Origin of the sequence: Methyloligella solikamskensis, assembly GCF_042676065.1 — a bacterium.
In the GTDB taxonomy this organism is placed as follows: Bacteria; Pseudomonadota; Alphaproteobacteria; order Rhizobiales; family Methyloligellaceae; genus Methyloligella; species Methyloligella solikamskensis.
This window is the reverse complement of sequence record NZ_JBHTJO010000001.1, coordinates 45176-61869: the sequence shown is the minus strand read 5'-3', so window position 1 is coordinate 61869 and position 16694 is coordinate 45176. Positions and strand designations below refer to the sequence as shown.

The following is a 16694-nucleotide window of genomic DNA, read 5'->3' as shown; positions in this document are numbered from 1 at the left end:
ACATACCGCCACTGATGCAGCCCTCCCCCATTTGGTCCGCATTGCGTGAACTCCAGTTAGCCGTCCACGCTGGAAGTGCTGAACGCTGCGCAAAACGATGTACGGGAGAGTGCAGGTCCGCCAGCGCGTGTCGGCGAATCACGTGTAGCTTAGCCACATCGATGACTCTTGCCCACCACGGGACACCGTATCGAGTTAAGCAATCATTAACCGGATGCGGACGGGCAACGCTCAAGCGCGGGGAGGGCGTCCCGACCCGGAATCAGGAGCCGCCGCCGGTGCTGAATCGATAGGAGCCCTGGAAGAGAAGCTGCGCTTGCTCCGAGGCGTAGCGCATGGGGATGATGTATCCCAACCCGCCGAAATTCACGTTGCCCGTCTCGGTCCACATGGACCAGTAGCGCCCGCCGACACCGAGGCTGAAAGCATCGGTCATGGCGTAGGAGAGCGTGGCCTCGAGCTGCACGCCGATGCCGCGCCCGCTTTCCGGCGAGATCAGACTCCGCAGGACGTGATCGTCGATCCCGTCGAAATCGACGTAAGGCAGATAGGCGGCTTCGCCTGCGAAGCTCAGGCGTTCCGTCAGGTCGACCTGCACCGCGCTACCCAGCCGGAGCGCGTGCCAGGTATCGTCCTCGCTGATCCCAAGCACGCTCACCGGAATCTCGGTCGCGCAGTCGGAATTGGGATTGGCGATCTGGCGGCACCCGTTGCCGTCCATGTCCTGCCGGAACTGGCTGTAGCCGATGAAGGGGGCGATGGAATAGCGCTGCCCCCGCCACCAGGCGTAGCCGACGTCGACGGTGCCGTATTTGATCTCGTTGTCGACGGAGGAGACCGTGTTCGAATAAGGGATCGCTGCGGTTAAAAACTGCAGGTCCCAGTCTTCGTCGTTCATCTTGCCGCCGCTGGTCGCGCCGCCCAGCACGCCCTTGACCATGACGCCCGACGGCGTATCGAGCCGTGCAAACACCTCGCCGCCATTGCTGTCGGTGTTCTCATAGGTCAGTCGCGAGGCAAGCGTGTAGTCGCCAGCCCCTTGAATGCCGAGATCCTTGTGGAACTGACCCCAGCCATAGGTGTAACGGGCACCGACCTCCAAAGAATAGCCGTTGGGAAGACCGGGCTCCCTCGAAGGCCGGAACAGGGAGGTCGCATCGCCCTGACCGAAGCGGTAATTCGCGCCGAGCTTCACCTGATGCAGATCCGACGAGATGCCGCTCGGGCTGCCGGTCACGATGGCGAAAGGACCGGCTGGTGGGGCGGGCTGGGCGGCGCTCACCGGCGCCGACAGAGCCGCATCGTAGGAAAGATAGGCATATTCGCCCTTGAGGCTCCAGCCGCCGCCGATCGCCCGCTCCAGGCCTGCGCCGACCGTCCATCCGAGGTCGGTCCCACTTTCGCGAACCGCAGAAGCCAAATTCGCATTCGGTGTAGTGGTGGTCTCGCTATGGACGAGAGCCAGGCCTGCCTTGCCATAGAGAAGCGTGTCGCTATCGAGCAGGAAGCCGGCCCGTGCGGTGAGCGTCCCCATCGCGTCGATCTTACGCCGGCAATTTGCGCTGATATAGAAGCCGCTATAGGCGAAGCAGGAATTCGAGCCTTCTAGATCGGCAAGGCTCGCCTCCGCCTCAAGCCCATAAACGAAACTGCCCGATTGCCAGCTATAGCCGATCTGGCCGCCATGGATGGGGCCGGGGCTGCGCACCTCGTCGCCGAAGATGGGTGCGCCGAACGGATCGCTCACATCGGCGAGGTCGAGCGCCCCGCCCGTGTGATAGCCGAGATAAAAGCCCGTCCAGTCGAACGGCACCGCGGGCTCGGCGGCAACCGGTGCCGCCAGTCCCATCGGCAATAGCAATGTGAAGAATAAAGTCCCCGCGCGGCCCGCCATTCGACCGTCCCCCCAAGCGGCGATCCGAAGGGAGAAGTGTGAAATGATTCGCCCCTGTACGCCATGAAGAGCGTACAGGGGCGGCAGAGACTGTGGGTAAGCGTTTCCGGGAAGAAACGCCCCTAGTAGCGGTAATGCTCGGGCTTATACGGGCCTTCCTGAGGCACGCCGATATACTTGGCCTGCTTTTCGGTCAGCTTGGTGAGCTTGGCGCCCAGCCGGCCCAGATGCAGCGCCGCCACCTTCTCGTCCAGCGGCTTCGGCAGCACATAGACCTTGTTCTCGTACTTCTCGTTGTTCTGCCAGAGCTCGATCTGCGCCAGCACCTGGTTGGTGAAGGAGGCGCTCATCACGAAGCTCGGGTGACCGGTCGCGCAGCCGAGATTCACCAGCCGGCCTTCGGCCAGCAGGATGATGCGGTGGCCGTCGGGGAACTCGATCTCGTCCACCTGCGGCTTCACGTTGTGCCATTTGTAGTTCTTCAGGCCCGCGACCTGAATCTCGGAGTCGAAGTGGCCGATATTGCAGACGATGGCGCGGTCCTTCATCTGGCTCATGTGATCGGTGGTGATCACGTCGGCATTGCCAGTCGCGGTGACGAAGATGTCGCCCTTCTCGACCACGTCTTCCATGGTGGCGACTTCATAGCCTTCCATGGAGGCCTGCAGTGCGCAGATCGGATCGATCTCGGTGACCGTCACCCGGGCGCCCTGGCCGCGCAGGGATTCGGCGCAGCCCTTGCCCACATCGCCATAGCCGCAGATCACGGCAATCTTACCGGCGAGCATCACGTCGGTGGCGCGCTTCACGCCGTCGACCAGGCTCTCGCGGCAGCCGTAGAGATTGTCGAATTTCGACTTGGTGACGCTGTCGTTCACATTGATCGCCGGGAAGGGCAGCGTGCCCTCCTTCTGCATGTCGTAGAGACGATGCACGCCGGTGGTGGTCTCTTCCGAGACGCCCTTCATGTTCGCCTGCACCTTGGAATAGAAGCCCGGTTCCTTCTCCAGGCGCTTCTTGATCGTCTCGTAGAGGACGCGCTCTTCCTCGTTCTCCGGATCTTCGAGCAGCGAAGCATCGGACTCGGCGCGGGCGCCCAAGATCACCATCAGCGTGGCGTCGCCACCGTCGTCCAGGATGAGATTGGCGGTCTCGCCATTGCCCCAGTCCAGGGTCCGGTCGACATAGTCCCAATACTCTTCCAGGGTCTCGCCCTTATAGGCGAAGACCGGCGTGCCCGTGGCCGCGATAGCCGCGGCCGCATGGTCCTGGGTGGAGAAGATGTTGCACGACGCCCAGCGGACATCGGCGCCGAGGGCCTTCAGGCTCTCGATCAGCACGGCGGTCTGGATGGTCATATGCAGGCAGCCGGCGATGCGGGCGCCTTTCAGCGGCTGCGCGGCACCGTATTCCTCGCGCACCGCCATCAGGCCGGGCATTTCCGTCTCGGCGATGGCGATTTCCTTGCGGCCCCAATCGGCGAGCTCGATGTCTTTGACGTGATAGTTCATCTGGCGGCGTCCACTCGTTGCACTCGGGTTATGGGCCCTCGCGGCCCGTTTGCGTCCGATAAAGATATAAAGAAGTCCTTATATATCCACTCTCGCCGCCGCAGGCTAGGGGCCAATTGGGGCAAATTGTCGGCCTTTGATAAGCCTCTACCCATATCGCCGTCATTGCCCGGCTTGACCGGGCAATCCAGTAACCCCGGTGTTCCCGTGATCGCGACCACAGGGGTTACTGGATCCCTGCTTTCGCAGGGATGACACGCATTCTCGGTCGCAGCGTCTACGACCCCGCCTCCGACTCGCAGAAATGGATGCGGTTGTTGAACGGGTCGGTCACCGAGGTCACGAGGCCCCAGGGCGCTTCCTCCAGCCCCGGCTTCATATGCCGGTAGTTCTTTGCGATCAGCTCGGCCTGGAAGTCCCGCACGCCTTGCATGCGAACGAACACGCCCGAGCCCGGCGTGCCGTCGCCGTGATGACCCGAAAGATGGAGCGTCAGCCCAGCCCGGGAGACCTGAGCGTAGAGGGGAAAGTCGTCGCCGAAACGGTGCTCCCAATCGAGGGTGAAGCCGAGAAACTCCACATAGAATTCCTTGGCCTTGTCCTCGTCAAAGATGCGCAGGACCGGGCAGGTCTCCGTAAAGCGGATGCCGGTGCCGGCTCCGTCATCGAACTGGGCGGCGAGCACGTTCCAGTCGCGCATCCCGAATTGGCGGGCGACGATCTCGAGAGCTTCGCTGTGGGAGACGTCGATATCCCGCTCCGACAGCGATGCAAGCAGGCGCTTCGCCATGCTCTTGGGGTCGGCCAAAGGTCTTTGGATGGTGTCAGCCATGATGCATCAATCCTTGCTCGGCGATGGGGATCAGGGCTCGCATTGCTGACGCGATCGCCGTGTCGAAGAAGGATCGTGCGAAGGCTTCGTGTTCGGATGCATTCACCGAACCCCGTGCGGGGCGCGAGCGGCAGGCTGCATCGGCCTTCGACAAAAATATTCCGCCGTTCAGGCAGACGCAATCTCTAAGCAGTATGGTTTCAGCCTAACGAGATGAGGAGCCGAGCCATGACCTCCACCAAGACCGACCCCCATCAGGAAGGGCGCGATCTGCGCGCAGCCCATGCCGAGACCCATCTCGTCTCCCGCATCGGCTGGCTTCGGGCGGCCGTGCTCGGCGCCAATGACGGCATCATTTCCACCGCTAGCCTAATCCTCGGTGTGGCGGGCGCGTCGTCGGCCAAGGGCGATATTCTGCTGGCCGGCGTGGCGGCCGTGGTGGCCGGCGCCATGTCCATGGCGGCCGGTGAATACGTCTCCGTCAGCTCTCAATCCGATACGGAAACCGCTGACCTGAACCGAGAACGCGGCGAGCTTGCGACCATGCCGGAGAAGGAGACCGAGGAGCTCGCCGAAATTTATGTGGGCCGGGGCGTCGAGCCGAAGCTCGCCCACGAAGTGGCGAAGCAGCTCATGGCGAAGGATGCGCTGGAGGCCCATGCCCGCGACGAGCTCGGCATTTCGGAGATCACCACGGCACGGCCCATCCAGGCGGCGCTCACCTCGGCGGCGACCTTCACCGCCGGCGCTCTGCCGCCGCTGCTCCTCGTTCTGCTGACGCCGGAAAGCTACATCGTGATTGTCGTCGCAATCGGCACGCTGGTGACCCTGGCCTGCCTGGGCTTCCTCGGCGCCCTGGCCGGCGGGGCCAACATCGTGAAATCCGTATCGCGGGTGACCTTCTGGGGCGCGCTCGCCATGGCCGCCACCTACGTGATCGGCAGCCTGGTGGGGACAACGGTTTAGGGACTACTCCCCTTCGCCGAACTTGTCCTCGATGAGATCCATCAGCGCGTGCATGGCTTCGCGCGCCTGGTCGCCTTCGGCTTCCAGGGTGACCGTCTGGCCTTGGGCGGCACCCAGCATCATCAGCCCCATGATCGACGTGCCGCCGACCGTGTGGCCCTCCCGGCTCACCCGCACCTCGCAGGACGGATACTTGGAGGCGGTGCGCACGAACTGAGCCGAGGCTCGCGCATGCAGTCCCTTCTTGTTGGGGATCAGCACTTCAGCCGTATAGAGCTTGCCGCGCTTCTTGATGTCTCGATCGCTTCTCACCGGAGTGCTTAGTCCGTCGCCAGGATCTGGCTGGCCACGCTGATATATTTGCGCCCCGCCTCCTGGGCCTGAAGCACGGCCTCTTCCAGTCCGCACTCGCCGCGCACCGAGGCGAGCTTCACCAGCATCGGCAGGTTCACGCCCGCGATCACCTCGACATTCTTCCGCTCCATGGCGGAGATGGCGAGGTTCGACGGCGACCCGCCGAACATGTCCGTGAGAACGATCACGCCGGAGCCCGAATCCACTCGCGCGAGAGTCTTCAGCATCTCGCCGCGGCGGCGGTCCAGATCGTCCTCAGGCCCGATGCAGATGGTCTCCATCTGCTCCTGCGGTCCGACGACATGCTCCAGCGCTGCGCGAAACTCTTCGGCCAGCTTCCCATGTGTGACGACGACGACGCCGATCATGCTCCCCCATCTCCGTCCGCCCCCGGCTCAAGGGGCGCTATCTTTGTTGGCTGAGGACACGTGTGCAAGTGACTTCCTAACGTCCTACGCGTGAATCTGACGCAGCCAGCACGGCGAGCTTCACTTTCAGGGCAGATGAAGGATGAAAGGCCGCCAGCTTGATGATGGGAAGAGAGGCTCCCACCACCGAGGCGGTCTGCGGTTGTTCGGGCAGCATTCGCGGCACCTCCTCATCGGGCACGAGATCGCAGATCACCATCAGCCTGGCTTGCGGCAGATAGGGCATCTCGACGATCCCGAGCCCGCGCACCTCCATCTTGCCCGCCAGCCGTTCCGGCGGTGCTGCGGTGACGCCGCCATCCGCATCCGGTGCGACCCTCACCTGATCGTCGGAGACGAGCATGGGCGGAAACTTCGGATCCTGCAAAGCCAGGCAACGGAGCGCCAGGTCCGATTTTCCGGCGCCGGACCGCCCACGCAGCAAAATCGCGTTTTGCCCGAAAGCCACGCAGGTGCCGTACAGCAAGTCACCACGATTCAATCCGTCGGAACGAGCCAATGGGGTCCTCTAAGCAACTGAAAAGATCAAACGTTGGCCGCGGGGAGCTGGATCACGAAGCGGGCGCCGCCGCTTGTGCGCTCGCTCTTCGGATCGGCCTCATCCCGCCAGTTCAAGGGCCGGTTCTCCGCCCAGATCTTGCCCCCATGGGCCTGAATGATCTGCCGGGAGATGTTCAGCCCCAGCCCTGAGTTCTGTCCAAAATATTGCTCCGGCCGGTCGGTGTAAAAGCGCTCGAAGACCCGCTCCAGATTCTCTTCCGGAATGCCTGGTCCCTCGTCCTCGATGCCGATCTCGATCATCTTGTCCTGGCGTTTGGCGAACACCCGCACTTGGCCGCCCGGCGGCGAGAAGGAGATGGCGTTCTCCAGCAGGTTCACGATCACCTGGCTCAACCGGCTGTCGTGACCTTCGACGACATAGGGCGCCTTGCCCGGGCTATAGGTGATATTCAGCACCACTTCCGGCACGTCGTCCCGGTGGATATCGTTGAATAGCGAAACGGTCGTCCGCAGCAGCTCCGCCATGTCCACATCCACGAGATCTTCGCGGGCCAGCTCCGCATCGAGCCGGGACGCATCGGAGATATCGCTGATCAGCCGGTCGAGCCGCAGCACGTCGTGCTGGATAATCTCCTGCAGACGCTCCTGCTCCTCTGGCGTCTTGGCGAGCGGCAAGGTCTCCACCGCGGAGCGCAGCGAAGTCAGCGGATTCTTCAGCTCATGGGCCACGTCGGCGGCGAAGTTCTCGATGGCATCGATCCGCTTGTAGAGCGCGTTGGTCATGTCGCGGAGCGTGCCGGACAGATGCCCGATCTCGTCGCGCCGGCTGGTGAAGTCGGGGATCTGCGCCCGCGCCTTCACGCTGTGGCGCACCCGCTCCGCCGCTGCCGCCAGCCGCTGCACGGGGCCGGCGATGGTGTTGGCGAGAATGATGGACAGAATCACGGTCACCGCGGCGGCGAATAGCGAGACCCGCACGATGCCCCAGCGCTCCGCCGCGACGATGTTGTCGATATCGCCGCCACGGGTCGAGAGCAGCAGCACGCCGAGCACCGCCCGCATGCGCTGCACGGGCACGGCGACGGAGACCACGAGCTCCCCCTTGTCGTTCACCCGCACGATGGGCACGGGCGTGCCGCCCAGCGCTGCGGCGACTTCGGGATAGGCCTTCCCGTTGTCGCCGCCGATCTCCTCGTAAACAGGCAGGTCGTAGGAGCGTAGCCGCGTCTTCACCGCCCGCCAGAACGAGGTGAGCGCGTCCGGTTCCTCGGCGCTCGGCGGCGGCAGGTCGTAGCGCAGCACCTGGCCGCGGCTATAGAACATGTCGGAATCGAGGATCAGCGCGCCGTCGCGGTTATAGATGCGGGCGCGCGAGCCCGTGGGCTTCACGAGACGCCGCAGGATCGGCGCGGCCTGTTCGGGATCGATGGTGAATTCCAGGGGCCCGCTCAGCGCCTCGTCGTCCAGGCTGCTCGCCTGGCCCGACTCAAGCTCCAGCAGCCGCTCGGGATCGAGCTGCACCTGATCCGTGTCGATGCCCGCGGACGCGGCCAACGCACCGGCGATGATCTCGCCCTGGGTCAGCAGGCTCTGCACCCGGGCATCGATCAGGCCCGCGCGGAACTGATTGAGGTAGAGAATGCCGGAGACGAGGATCGCCAGGCCGATCAAGTTCAGCACGACGATCCGCCGGGTCAGGCTCGGGAAGCCGTAGCGGAGCAGGGGCAGGCTTCGCAGCCAGCGCCAGCCCTTGCGCGACTTCGAAACGAAGGCCGCACGCCACCGCTGCAACCGGCCTTGAGACTCAGTCTCGGGCCAGGACCTATCGGCCTCGGCGGTCATCGCGCTCCCTTACCGTCAGGACTCACTCTTTGAAGCGGTATCCTACGCCGTAAAGCGTTTCGATCACGTCGAAATCGGTGTCTACGGCCTTGAACTTCTTGCGCAGCCGCTTGATGTGGCTGTCGATCGTCCGGTCGTCCACATAGACCTGATCGTCATAGGCCGCATCCATCAGGGCGTCGCGGCTCTTCACCACGCCCGGCCGCTGAGCCAGGCTCTGCAGGATCAGGAATTCCGTCACCGTCAGGGTAACCGGATGATCGTCCCACACGCAGGTATGGCGCTCCGGATCCATGCGGAGCTTGCCGCGCTCCAGCACCTTGGACTTGTCTTCCGACACGGCGGCGCCGTCCCGGGGCGCTGCCCGGCGCAGAACCGCTTTCACGCGCTCCACCAGCAGGCGCTGAGGGAAAGGCTTCCGGATGAAGTCGTCGGCGCCCATCTTGAGGCCGAAGAGCTCGTCGATTTCCTCGTCCTTGGAGGTGAGGAAAATCACGGGCAACTCGGTCCGCTGGCGCAGGCGCCGCAGCAGCTCCATGCCGTCCATGCGGGGCATCTTGATATCGAGGATCGCGAGATCCGGAGGGTTCTCCGACAGACCGTCCAGCGCACTTGCGCCGTCATTGTAAGTCTGTGTCTTATACCCCTCCGCTTCGAGCACCATCCGCAAGGAGGTGAGAATGTTCCGGTCGTCGTCAACAAGTGCGATTGTTGGCATTGAGATAGCCTTTAGGGCTTTCGCCCGTCCTGAGCGTTTCACTGAGTATGTGTGTGGGGCGCAAGGCTGCTCTTAATTATGGCAGCATAGGGGCGCACTTAGCGCCGCCAAGTTGTGGGAAATCAATATAGATCATTGTGGTGCAAGTAAATATGTCTACCGACGATAATCCGAGCCGAGCCGAACTCGCCGCCGATGCCCGTTCTCTTCTCCGCCGCGCCCTGAAAGGCGCCCTGGCCACTCTGGATGCGGAGACCGGCGGGCCTTACGCTTCCCTCGTCACTCTGGCGACCGATCCGCAAGGGTGCCCCACCTTCCTCATCTCGACCCTGGCGCTCCACACCAAGAACCTGGTGGCGAATCCGAGTGCATCCGTCCTGATCGACGGTACGGACGGGCTGGGCAATCCGCTGGAAGGCGCGCGCATCTCCGTCCAGGGCGTGGCCGAGCCCGTGAAGGACGAGCATGTCGCAAAGCGCTTCGTCGCCCGCCACGAATCGTCCGCCGGCTATGCCGGCTTCAACGATTTCGGCTTCTGGCGACTGAAGCCTATCGGCGCACACTATATCGGCGGGTTCGGCCGCATCCTCGACTTTTCCCCCGAAGAGCTGCTGACCGACACGCGCAACCTGCACGCTTTGTTTGAGGCGGAAGAGGGCATGATCTCTCACATGAACGAGGATCACGCCGACGCCATCGAGCTCTATGCCACCCAGCTTCTCGGTGCCGAGCCGGGTCGCTGGCGCATGGTCTCCTGCGATTCGGAAGGTTGCGATCTGCAACTCGGGGCCAAGATCATCCGGCTGCCGTTCGACGAGCCGGCCAAGGTGCCCGAAGACGTGCATAAGGGGCTGGTGAACCTGGCTCAGCGCGCTCGCGCCAAAGCCGCATGACCTGTCGGGCTGCCGAGACTTCATGAGACGCGGTGTCGTCGCGGCCGGCCACCGGCTCACCGCCCAGGCCGCCGCTGAAATTCTGGCCGAAGGCGGCAACGCCTTCGATGCCGCGCTCGCCGGGATCGCCATGGCGAGCGTGGCAGAGCCCGTGCTGTCGTCCCTGGGCGGGGGCGGCTTCCTCATGGCCCGCCGGGCGAACGGCGAAACGGCGCTCTACGATTTCTTCGTGGAGACGCCGCTCCGCCGGCGGCCTGCGAGCGAGGCGCCCATCGAGGCGATCGTTGCCGATTTCGGTCCCGCCACTCAGGAATTCCATATCGGGCTGGGCACCACCGCGACCCCCGGCCAGGTGCCGGGCATGTTCGCGATCCATAAGGAGCTGGGAACGCTTCCCGTCGCGCGGCTCTTCGCGCCTGCCATCGCCGCCGCTCGCGAAGGCATGCGGCTCTCCCGCTTCCAGGCGTATCTCTTCGGCGTCATCGCGCCGATCCTGACCGCATCGACAAGCGCCCGCGCGACATTCGCTCCAGACGGAAAACTGCTGGGCGAAGGCGATGTGCTGAAGAACGTGGGGCTGGCCGAGACCCTGGAGCGTCTCGCGGAGGAAGGGGAATCTCTCTTCATCGATGGCGAGATTGGCCAGGCCATCTGCGCTCAGGCGCACGCGGAAGGCGGACATCTGACGGAAGCGGATCTTACTGGCTACCGGGTCGCCAAGCGCGATCCACTCAGTTGGCACTACAGCGGCGCGGAGCTGTTCCTGAATCCGCCGCCCGCCGCCAGTGGCCCCCTCATCGCATACGGGTTGGGCGTGCTGGAAGCCCTCGAGGACGGCCCGCCCGATACGCTTCATCTTTATCGCGCCCTTGCCGCCACGAACGACGCACGCCGGCGTCATGGCGAGGGCCTGGCGGATCGGCTGCGCGAGGCCGCGCTGGCGGATGAATTCGCCCAACTCGCGACCCATCCGCCGGCCTATCGCGGCACCACCCATATCAGCATCATCGACGGGGAGGGCAACGCCGCAGCCGTCAGCCTCTCCAACGGGGAGGGCAACGGTCACATGGTGGGCGATCACGGCTTCATGCTGAACAACATGCTGGGGGAGGAGGACCTGTCGCCCGACGGGATTGGCCAGTGGCGCGAGGGCGTGCGCCTATCCTCCATGATGGCGCCGACCATCGTCTGCGAGGCCGACGGCACGGTGACGGCGCTCGGCACCGGCGGCTCCAACCGCATCCGCACGGCCATCCTCCAGGTCGCCCTCAACTTGGTCGAGCACGGCATGGATCTGGAGCAGGCCGTCTGCGCCCCGCGCATGCATGTGGAGAAATCGGGGGTGTTGAGCTACGAGCCCGGCCTCGACATGGGGGCGGCACTGGATGAGGCGGCCGAATCCCATGCCTGGCCGGAGCGCAATCTGTTCTTCGGCGGGGTCCACGCCGCCCGCCGCCACCCGGACGGATTGCTCGAAGGTGCCGGCGATCCTCGCCGCGGCGGGGACAGCGTGATTGTTTGAAGTTGCGGGATAAGGCCACGCCTCAGGATGACGTGGCCTTATGCTTAGCTGACTGGACGAGCTCGACGGAAAAGGTCGAGCAGCGCCACTAATCGTGGTCGTGCTCCTCGCCGTGCTCGTGCACCTTCTCGCCATCGGCGGTCAGCAGATACCACTCGCCACCGAAGCCGTGCTTGTCCTGGCCTTGCGGCGTGTCCTTGCCTTCGTCCTTCACGAAGTAATAGAGCGGCCAGCCGTTATAGGTAACCTGTGAGGAGCCCGCGCTGTCCGTCACGCCGATCAGATCCTTCTTCACGCCTTCGCCGGCTTCAGGCGCCTCTTTGGCGATGTAGGGCGGCCAGGCCTTCAGGCAGTCGTCGGAGCAACTGATGGCGGGCTTGGTATCGTCCGTGCCCTGGGTGTCGGTCGTGAAGAGATAAAGCGGTTTGCCTTCCGCATCGGCGATGAAGTTGCCGTGGGTCTCGTTGTTCTGAATTGTGATCTTGCCGTCCGCGGCTTGTGCAGGAAGGCCGAAGAAAAGCGCGCTGACGATCAGCGCCAGAAATCCAATACGCATAGGGTCACTCCTCTAAAGTCCTTAAAGGGAGTAGACGCCTGACGCCCCCACCTGTTCCGTCCGCCCGCGCCGCATTTCGCGTTGCCTCCGGCGGCGAACCACGCCTTCGGCCGAACGTTTCTTCCCGTGCAACGAAGCTCCAGACAAGGGGCAACAGGGAGGAAGCGAGCATGATCAACGTCTATCTCTTCATCGAACTCCTGGGTGCGGCCGACCCGACCGTCGCCATGGACCAGATGAATGCGCTGAAGATGGAAGAGTGCCAGTTTGCCAACGTGGTGAAGCTCTCCGACGAGAAGCTGGTGGCCCAGCTCGACTGCGAGACATCGGACGCGGCCGAGAAGGCCGTCTTCCGGCATATTTCCAAGGTCGAGGGTGTGGTTCAGACCAATCTCGTCGCCGTGGTGCGGCCGAGGAGCGGCTAAATAATAAGTCACCGCATTGCCTTAGCGAGAAACCGCGCTAAAGTCGGCGGCGTTTTGGGGAGACGTCATCAAATAGTCGGCGCTGTCTGCGCCCTATCGCTGTGCTTGGCCGCGTCGGGTTGTGCCACGACGCCCGAGCCGGTGCAGAACGAGCCTCCGATGCCGCGCCTGTCGCCCCATCCCGCCACGGAGCGGGAGCGGGCGATCCTCATGCACAATCTGAAGCAGAAGCTGCCGAAGGACATGAAGCCCGAAATCGGCAAGGCGCTCTTCGCGCTGGTGCCGGGCGGCGGAAGCTATTCCTGCGGCATGGTCCACGCCATCGAGCCCTCGGGCCGCCAGACCCAATGGTCAATCTTCGAGTTCACCGTGGTGGCCGACGGCAACTCCCGCATGAATATCAGCAAGCCGGGCCAGGAAGAGGCCCTGATGGCCCGCTGCCGCTCGCGCGGTCTGGGGTTGGAGGACTAGTCTAGTATCGGACTCAGCGGCCTCATGGTTCGAGACGCTGGCTTCGCCAGCCCTCACCATGAGGAAAACGCTGCGGCCAGCTAGCCTGCCGCACACCCGGAATCTCTCCTCATCCTGAGGGCGCACGTAGCGCGTGTCTCGAAGGATGCAGGCCTCGGTGTTTCGGTTGGTATCCACGAAACGACAGCGCAAGGCGGACAAACGTGGATGACCGGCACATGCCCGGCCATGACGCCGAGAGGTCGAGCGCGTAAAACGACGCTCGGCGCTGTTTCTCGTAATCATCTCTTCAGTCCCCCATCGCTATCCTCGGGAGGAAAGGGGGGCAGTTAGCCCATGCGATTGCTGGTCGTTTTCATGCTTTGCGGGACACTCGCTGCCTGCGCCACCCCGGACGAGCCCCCTGCGCCATATCATCCGCCCCGGATCACCCATCCGCCCGGCCGGGTCTACACGCCCGATGCCGAGGAACGCGCGCACATCGCTGCAACCTTGAGGCCGGTTCTCGGCGGAGGCGAGATTGAATTGGGCAAGGTGCTCTCGCTCACCGCCCATGGCGGCATCCAGACCTGCGGCAAGGTCCGTTCCGGGCCGGGCTGGCGCGCCTTCGCCATGATGCGGCCCACAAGCGGGAAGCCCGACATAAACCTCGCCACGCCGAACCGACAACACATCCTTCTGGAGATCTGCGCGGCGGAAGGCATGCCGATCACGGATTAATGCGCCGCTTCCCAATTGGCGCCCGCCCGCGCTTCGACCTTCAGCGGCACCTTGAGCTGCACCAGCGGCTCGGCGGCACGGGACATCACCTGCTTGGCGATCTCCATGGTCTTCTCCGCTTCCGATTCGTCCGCCTCGAAGACCAGCTCGTCATGCACCTGCATGAGCATGCGCGCATGAACCCCAGCCTCTTCCAGCGCCGCCGCCATCTTGATCATGGCGCGCCGGATGATGTCCGCGGCCGAACCCTGGATCGGCGCGTTGATCGCCGCGCGCTCGAAATTGCCCCGTAAGCTCGGGTTCTTGGTGTTGATCTCCGGATAGTGCGCCTTCCGGCCGAAGATGGTGGTGACATAGCCGGTCCGCCGGCACTCCGCCTTCATCTCCTCCATGTAGTCCTTGATGCCCGGGAAGCGCTCGAAATACGTGTTGATGTAATCGGCGGCCTCGCCCCGCGGAATGCCGAGCTGATTGGCGAGTCCGAAGGCCGAGATGCCATAGATGATCCCGAAATTGATCGCCTTCGCCTTGCGCCGCGTGCTTGGGTCCATGCCTTCGATGGGCACGCCGAACATCTCGCTTGCCGTCATGGCGTGAATGTCGAGATCGTCGGCGAAGGCCTGAACCAGCGCCGGGATCTCCGCCATATGGGCCAGCACCCGCAGCTCGATCTGGCTGTAATCCGCCGAGATCAGCACCTTGCCCGGCTCGGCGATGAAGGCCTTGCGGATTGCGCGCCCCTCTTCGGTGCGCACCGGGATGTTCTGCAGGTTCGGGTCCTGGCTTGAGAGCCGCCCCGTGGTCGTCGCGGCCAGCGCATAGGAGGTATGGACGCGCCCCGTCTCGGCGTTGATGTAGCCGGGCAGCGCATCCGTATAGGTGCTCTTCAGCTTCGCGATCTGGCGGTAGTCCAGGATCATCTGGGGCAGGTCGTGGCCGGAAGCCGCCAGCTCCTCCAGGATCGAGGCGTCGGTGGACCAGGCGCCGGTCTTGGTCTTCTTGCCCCCCGGCAGGCTCATCTTGTCGAACAGGATCTCGCCGAGCTGCTTGGGCGAACCGATATTGAACTTCTCGCCCGCCGCTTCCTCGATTTCTTCTTCGAGCCGTGCGATCTCCTGGGCGAATTTGCCCGAGAGGCTACCGAGGAACGCGCGATCGACCTTCACACCCGCCGCTTCCATCTCAGCCAGCACCGGCGCGATTGGGCGCTCGAGCGTCTCGTAGACCGTGGTGACATGCTCCGCCGCAAGCCGCGGGCGCAGCACCATCCAGAGCCGCAGCGCGATATCGGTCTCCTCGCCGGCGAATTCCGTCGCCTTGGGGATCTCGACCTTGTCGAACGTCAACGCCGATTTGCCGGTGCCCATCACCTCTTTCTGGGTGAGGCAGGTGTGAAAGAGGAGCGAACCAGCAAGCTCGTGAGGCAGGTGCTTCGCGCGTCCGGCATCCAGTGCGTAGGACATCAGGCAGGGATCGTCGAAGCCCGTGAGCTCGATGCCGTAGCGCCGCAGCGCGATCATGTCGAACTTGGCGTTCGAGACGATCTTGAGAACGCTGTCGTCCTCAAGGATGGGTTTCAGCAGATCGAGCGCCGTGCGCATATCGATCTGGTCGGGGGCCGCACCGGAAAGCTCCAGCCCGTCCTCGGCCTTGTGGGCCAAGGGCACGTAGGCTGCCTTGCCCGGCTCCAGGGAGAGTGCAAAACCGGTGAGGTTGCCCCGCATGGCGACCTGCTCGTCCAGCTTCGTGGCGAAGGCCAGATGGCCGCAATCCCGCGCCGCTTCCAGCAGCTTTTCCAGCCGGCCCGCATCGATCACCGTCTCGTACTGGCTGCGGTCCAGCGGAATCTCCGAAAGCGCTTCGGCACGGTTGATGGCCAGCTGCGCCGGCGTGCCGGCTTCGCCCCCGGCGCGGGTCGGCGCCACCATGCCGCCGTCGCCGTTCGTCTTCTTTCGCAGAGGGTGATCGTAGGCGGCCCCGCCACGCTTCGGCTTGGTGGGCACGGCGCCTTCGGGCAGTTCATGGCCGAGTCCCTCAGCCACGCGCTTCAGGAGCGTCGTGAACTCCATCTTGCGCATGAAGCTGGTCAGCGTGTCGGGGTCGGGGGTCTGCACCGCGGTTAAGTCCAGGGGCACGTCCAGCGGCATGTCGCAATCGAGCGTCACGAGCTTGTGGGAGAGCCGCGCCTGGTCGGCGAACTCGATCAGGTTCTCCCGCCGCTTGTTCTGCTTGATCTCGTCGGCGCGGGCGAGAAGCGTTTCCAAGTCGCCGTATTCATTGATCAGCAGCGCCGCGGTCTTCACGCCGATGCCGGGCACGCCGGGCACATTATCCGTCGTATCGCCGATCAGCGATTGCACCTCGATCACCTTGGAGGGCGGCACGCCGAACTTCTCCTCGACCTCCGGCTCGCCGATCACCTTGTTCTTCATGGTGTCGTACATCTGGATGCCCGGACGCACGAGCTGCATGAGATCCTTGTCGGATGAGACGATGGTGACGTCCGCGCCCGCCGAATGGGCCTGGCAGGCATAGGTCGCGATGATGTCGTCGGCCTCGTAGCCCTTCTGCTCAATGCAGGCGACGTTGAACGCCTTCACCGCCTCGCGGATCAGCGGGAATTGCGGAATCAGATCCTCCGGCGTGTCCGGCCGGTGGGCCTTGTAGCCCTCATAGAGATCATTGCGGAACGTCTTCTCCGAGTAGTCGAAGACGACAGCGAGATGGGTCGGCGGCTGCAGCTCGCCCGCATCGCGTAAGAGCTTCCACAACATGCCGCAGAACCCGTGTACCGCCCCGATGGGCAGGCTGTCGGAAGGGCGCGTCAGCGGTGGAAGCGCATGATAAGCGCGGAAGATATAGCCGGAGCCGTCGACCAGATAGACATGGTCGCCCTTGGCCACGGGCTTGGCGTGGGCGGTGTTTTCCGCCGCCGGTGCATCGCTGTCAGTGAGGGTCATGGGGAGGGAATATAGGGTGCCGCGCCCGGCCCGTCAGCAGCGGGATTTGGCTGCGGCGGTGTGAGTTCATCTCCCACGTCATCCTGAGGTGCTCGGTCATC

Annotated in this window: 16 protein-coding genes; 6 read left to right on the top strand and 10 right to left on the bottom strand. The window is 64.0% G+C overall.

Features of this window, described 5'->3' with window-relative positions:
- Window positions 1-262: 262 nt before the first annotated feature.
- The 3 genes from ACFQ2F_RS00270 to ACFQ2F_RS00260 form a co-directional block, all read right to left on the bottom strand.
- Window positions 263-1894, bottom strand: a complete 1632-nt coding sequence (locus ACFQ2F_RS00270; protein WP_379083994.1) for an outer membrane beta-barrel protein — start codon at window positions 1892-1894, stop codon at window positions 263-265.
- Window positions 1895-2016: 122 nt separating this feature from the next.
- Window positions 2017-3405: an adenosylhomocysteinase gene (gene ahcY / locus ACFQ2F_RS00265; RefSeq protein WP_379083991.1), complete on the bottom strand. Its 1389-nt coding sequence runs from the start codon at window positions 3403-3405 to the stop codon at window positions 2017-2019.
- A 277-nt stretch (window positions 3406-3682) separates the two neighbouring features.
- On the bottom strand, window positions 3683-4237 hold the full coding sequence (locus ACFQ2F_RS00260) for a glyoxalase superfamily protein (protein WP_379083988.1): 555 nt from the start codon (window positions 4235-4237) through the stop codon (window positions 3683-3685).
- A 228-nt stretch (window positions 4238-4465) separates the two neighbouring features.
- Here ACFQ2F_RS00260 and ACFQ2F_RS00255 point away from each other — a divergent pair, with 228 nt between their 5' ends.
- Window positions 4466-5203, top strand: a complete 738-nt coding sequence (locus ACFQ2F_RS00255) for a VIT1/CCC1 transporter family protein (RefSeq protein ID WP_379083985.1) — start codon at window positions 4466-4468, stop codon at window positions 5201-5203.
- Between the two features lie 3 nt (window positions 5204-5206).
- Here ACFQ2F_RS00255 and ACFQ2F_RS00250 read toward each other — a convergent pair whose 3' ends face one another.
- The 5 genes from ACFQ2F_RS00250 to ACFQ2F_RS00230 all read right to left on the bottom strand — a co-directional run bounded on the left by ACFQ2F_RS00250 (window position 5207) and on the right by ACFQ2F_RS00230 (window position 9046).
- Window positions 5207-5515, bottom strand: a complete 309-nt coding sequence (locus ACFQ2F_RS00250) for an HPr family phosphocarrier protein (protein WP_379083982.1) — start codon at window positions 5513-5515, stop codon at window positions 5207-5209.
- Window positions 5516-5523: 8 nt separating this feature from the next.
- A complete protein-coding gene (locus tag ACFQ2F_RS00245; protein WP_379083979.1) occupies window positions 5524-5925 on the bottom strand; it encodes a PTS sugar transporter subunit IIA in 402 nt (133 codons plus the stop codon).
- Between the two features lie 76 nt (window positions 5926-6001).
- Complete coding sequence (locus ACFQ2F_RS00240) at window positions 6002-6451, bottom strand: HPr kinase/phosphorylase (RefSeq protein ID WP_379083976.1); 450 nt, start codon at window positions 6449-6451, stop codon at window positions 6002-6004.
- Window positions 6452-6510: 59 nt separating this feature from the next.
- Window positions 6511-8328, bottom strand: coding sequence for a stimulus-sensing domain-containing protein (locus tag ACFQ2F_RS00235; protein WP_379083973.1), 1818 nt, complete (start codon window positions 8326-8328; stop codon window positions 6511-6513).
- Window positions 8329-8350: 22 nt separating this feature from the next.
- Window positions 8351-9046 carry a response regulator transcription factor gene (locus ACFQ2F_RS00230; protein ID WP_379083970.1) on the bottom strand — a complete coding sequence of 232 codons (696 nt, stop codon included), beginning with the start codon at window positions 9044-9046 and terminating at the stop codon, window positions 8351-8353.
- A 152-nt stretch (window positions 9047-9198) separates the two neighbouring features.
- Here ACFQ2F_RS00230 and ACFQ2F_RS00225 point away from each other — a divergent pair, with 152 nt between their 5' ends.
- Both ACFQ2F_RS00225 and ACFQ2F_RS00220 read left to right on the top strand, forming a co-directional pair.
- The gene (locus tag ACFQ2F_RS00225; RefSeq protein ID WP_379083967.1) at window positions 9199-9939 is read left to right on the top strand and encodes a HugZ family pyridoxamine 5'-phosphate oxidase; all 741 of its coding nucleotides are present in this window, start codon (window positions 9199-9201) and stop codon (window positions 9937-9939) included.
- A gap of 22 nt (window positions 9940-9961) precedes the next feature.
- Window positions 9962-11461 (top strand): gamma-glutamyltransferase family protein, encoded by a 1500-nt coding sequence (locus tag ACFQ2F_RS00220; protein WP_379083964.1) that lies wholly within the window; start codon window positions 9962-9964, stop codon window positions 11459-11461.
- Between the two features lie 88 nt (window positions 11462-11549).
- Here ACFQ2F_RS00220 and ACFQ2F_RS00215 read toward each other — a convergent pair whose 3' ends face one another.
- On the bottom strand, window positions 11550-12017 hold the full coding sequence (locus ACFQ2F_RS00215; protein WP_379083961.1) for a COG4315 family predicted lipoprotein: 468 nt from the start codon (window positions 12015-12017) through the stop codon (window positions 11550-11552).
- A 170-nt stretch (window positions 12018-12187) separates the two neighbouring features.
- Here ACFQ2F_RS00215 and ACFQ2F_RS00210 point away from each other — a divergent pair, with 170 nt between their 5' ends.
- The 3 genes from ACFQ2F_RS00210 to ACFQ2F_RS00200 all read left to right on the top strand — a co-directional run bounded on the left by ACFQ2F_RS00210 (window position 12188) and on the right by ACFQ2F_RS00200 (window position 13633).
- On the top strand, window positions 12188-12442 hold the full coding sequence (locus ACFQ2F_RS00210) for a hypothetical protein (RefSeq protein ID WP_379083958.1): 255 nt from the start codon (window positions 12188-12190) through the stop codon (window positions 12440-12442).
- Window positions 12443-12601: 159 nt separating this feature from the next.
- Window positions 12602-12913, top strand: a complete 312-nt coding sequence (locus ACFQ2F_RS00205) for a hypothetical protein (protein ID WP_379083955.1) — start codon at window positions 12602-12604, stop codon at window positions 12911-12913.
- A gap of 336 nt (window positions 12914-13249) precedes the next feature.
- The gene (locus tag ACFQ2F_RS00200; protein WP_379083952.1) at window positions 13250-13633 is read left to right on the top strand and encodes a hypothetical protein; all 384 of its coding nucleotides are present in this window, start codon (window positions 13250-13252) and stop codon (window positions 13631-13633) included.
- Here ACFQ2F_RS00200 and polA read toward each other — a convergent pair.
- Entirely contained in the window at window positions 13630-16593 is a 2964-nt protein-coding gene (gene polA, locus ACFQ2F_RS00195) for a DNA polymerase I (RefSeq protein WP_379083949.1), read from the bottom strand. The two genes, ACFQ2F_RS00200 and polA, sit on opposite strands and share 4 nt — an antisense overlap.
- Window positions 16594-16694: the final 101 nt, after the last annotated feature.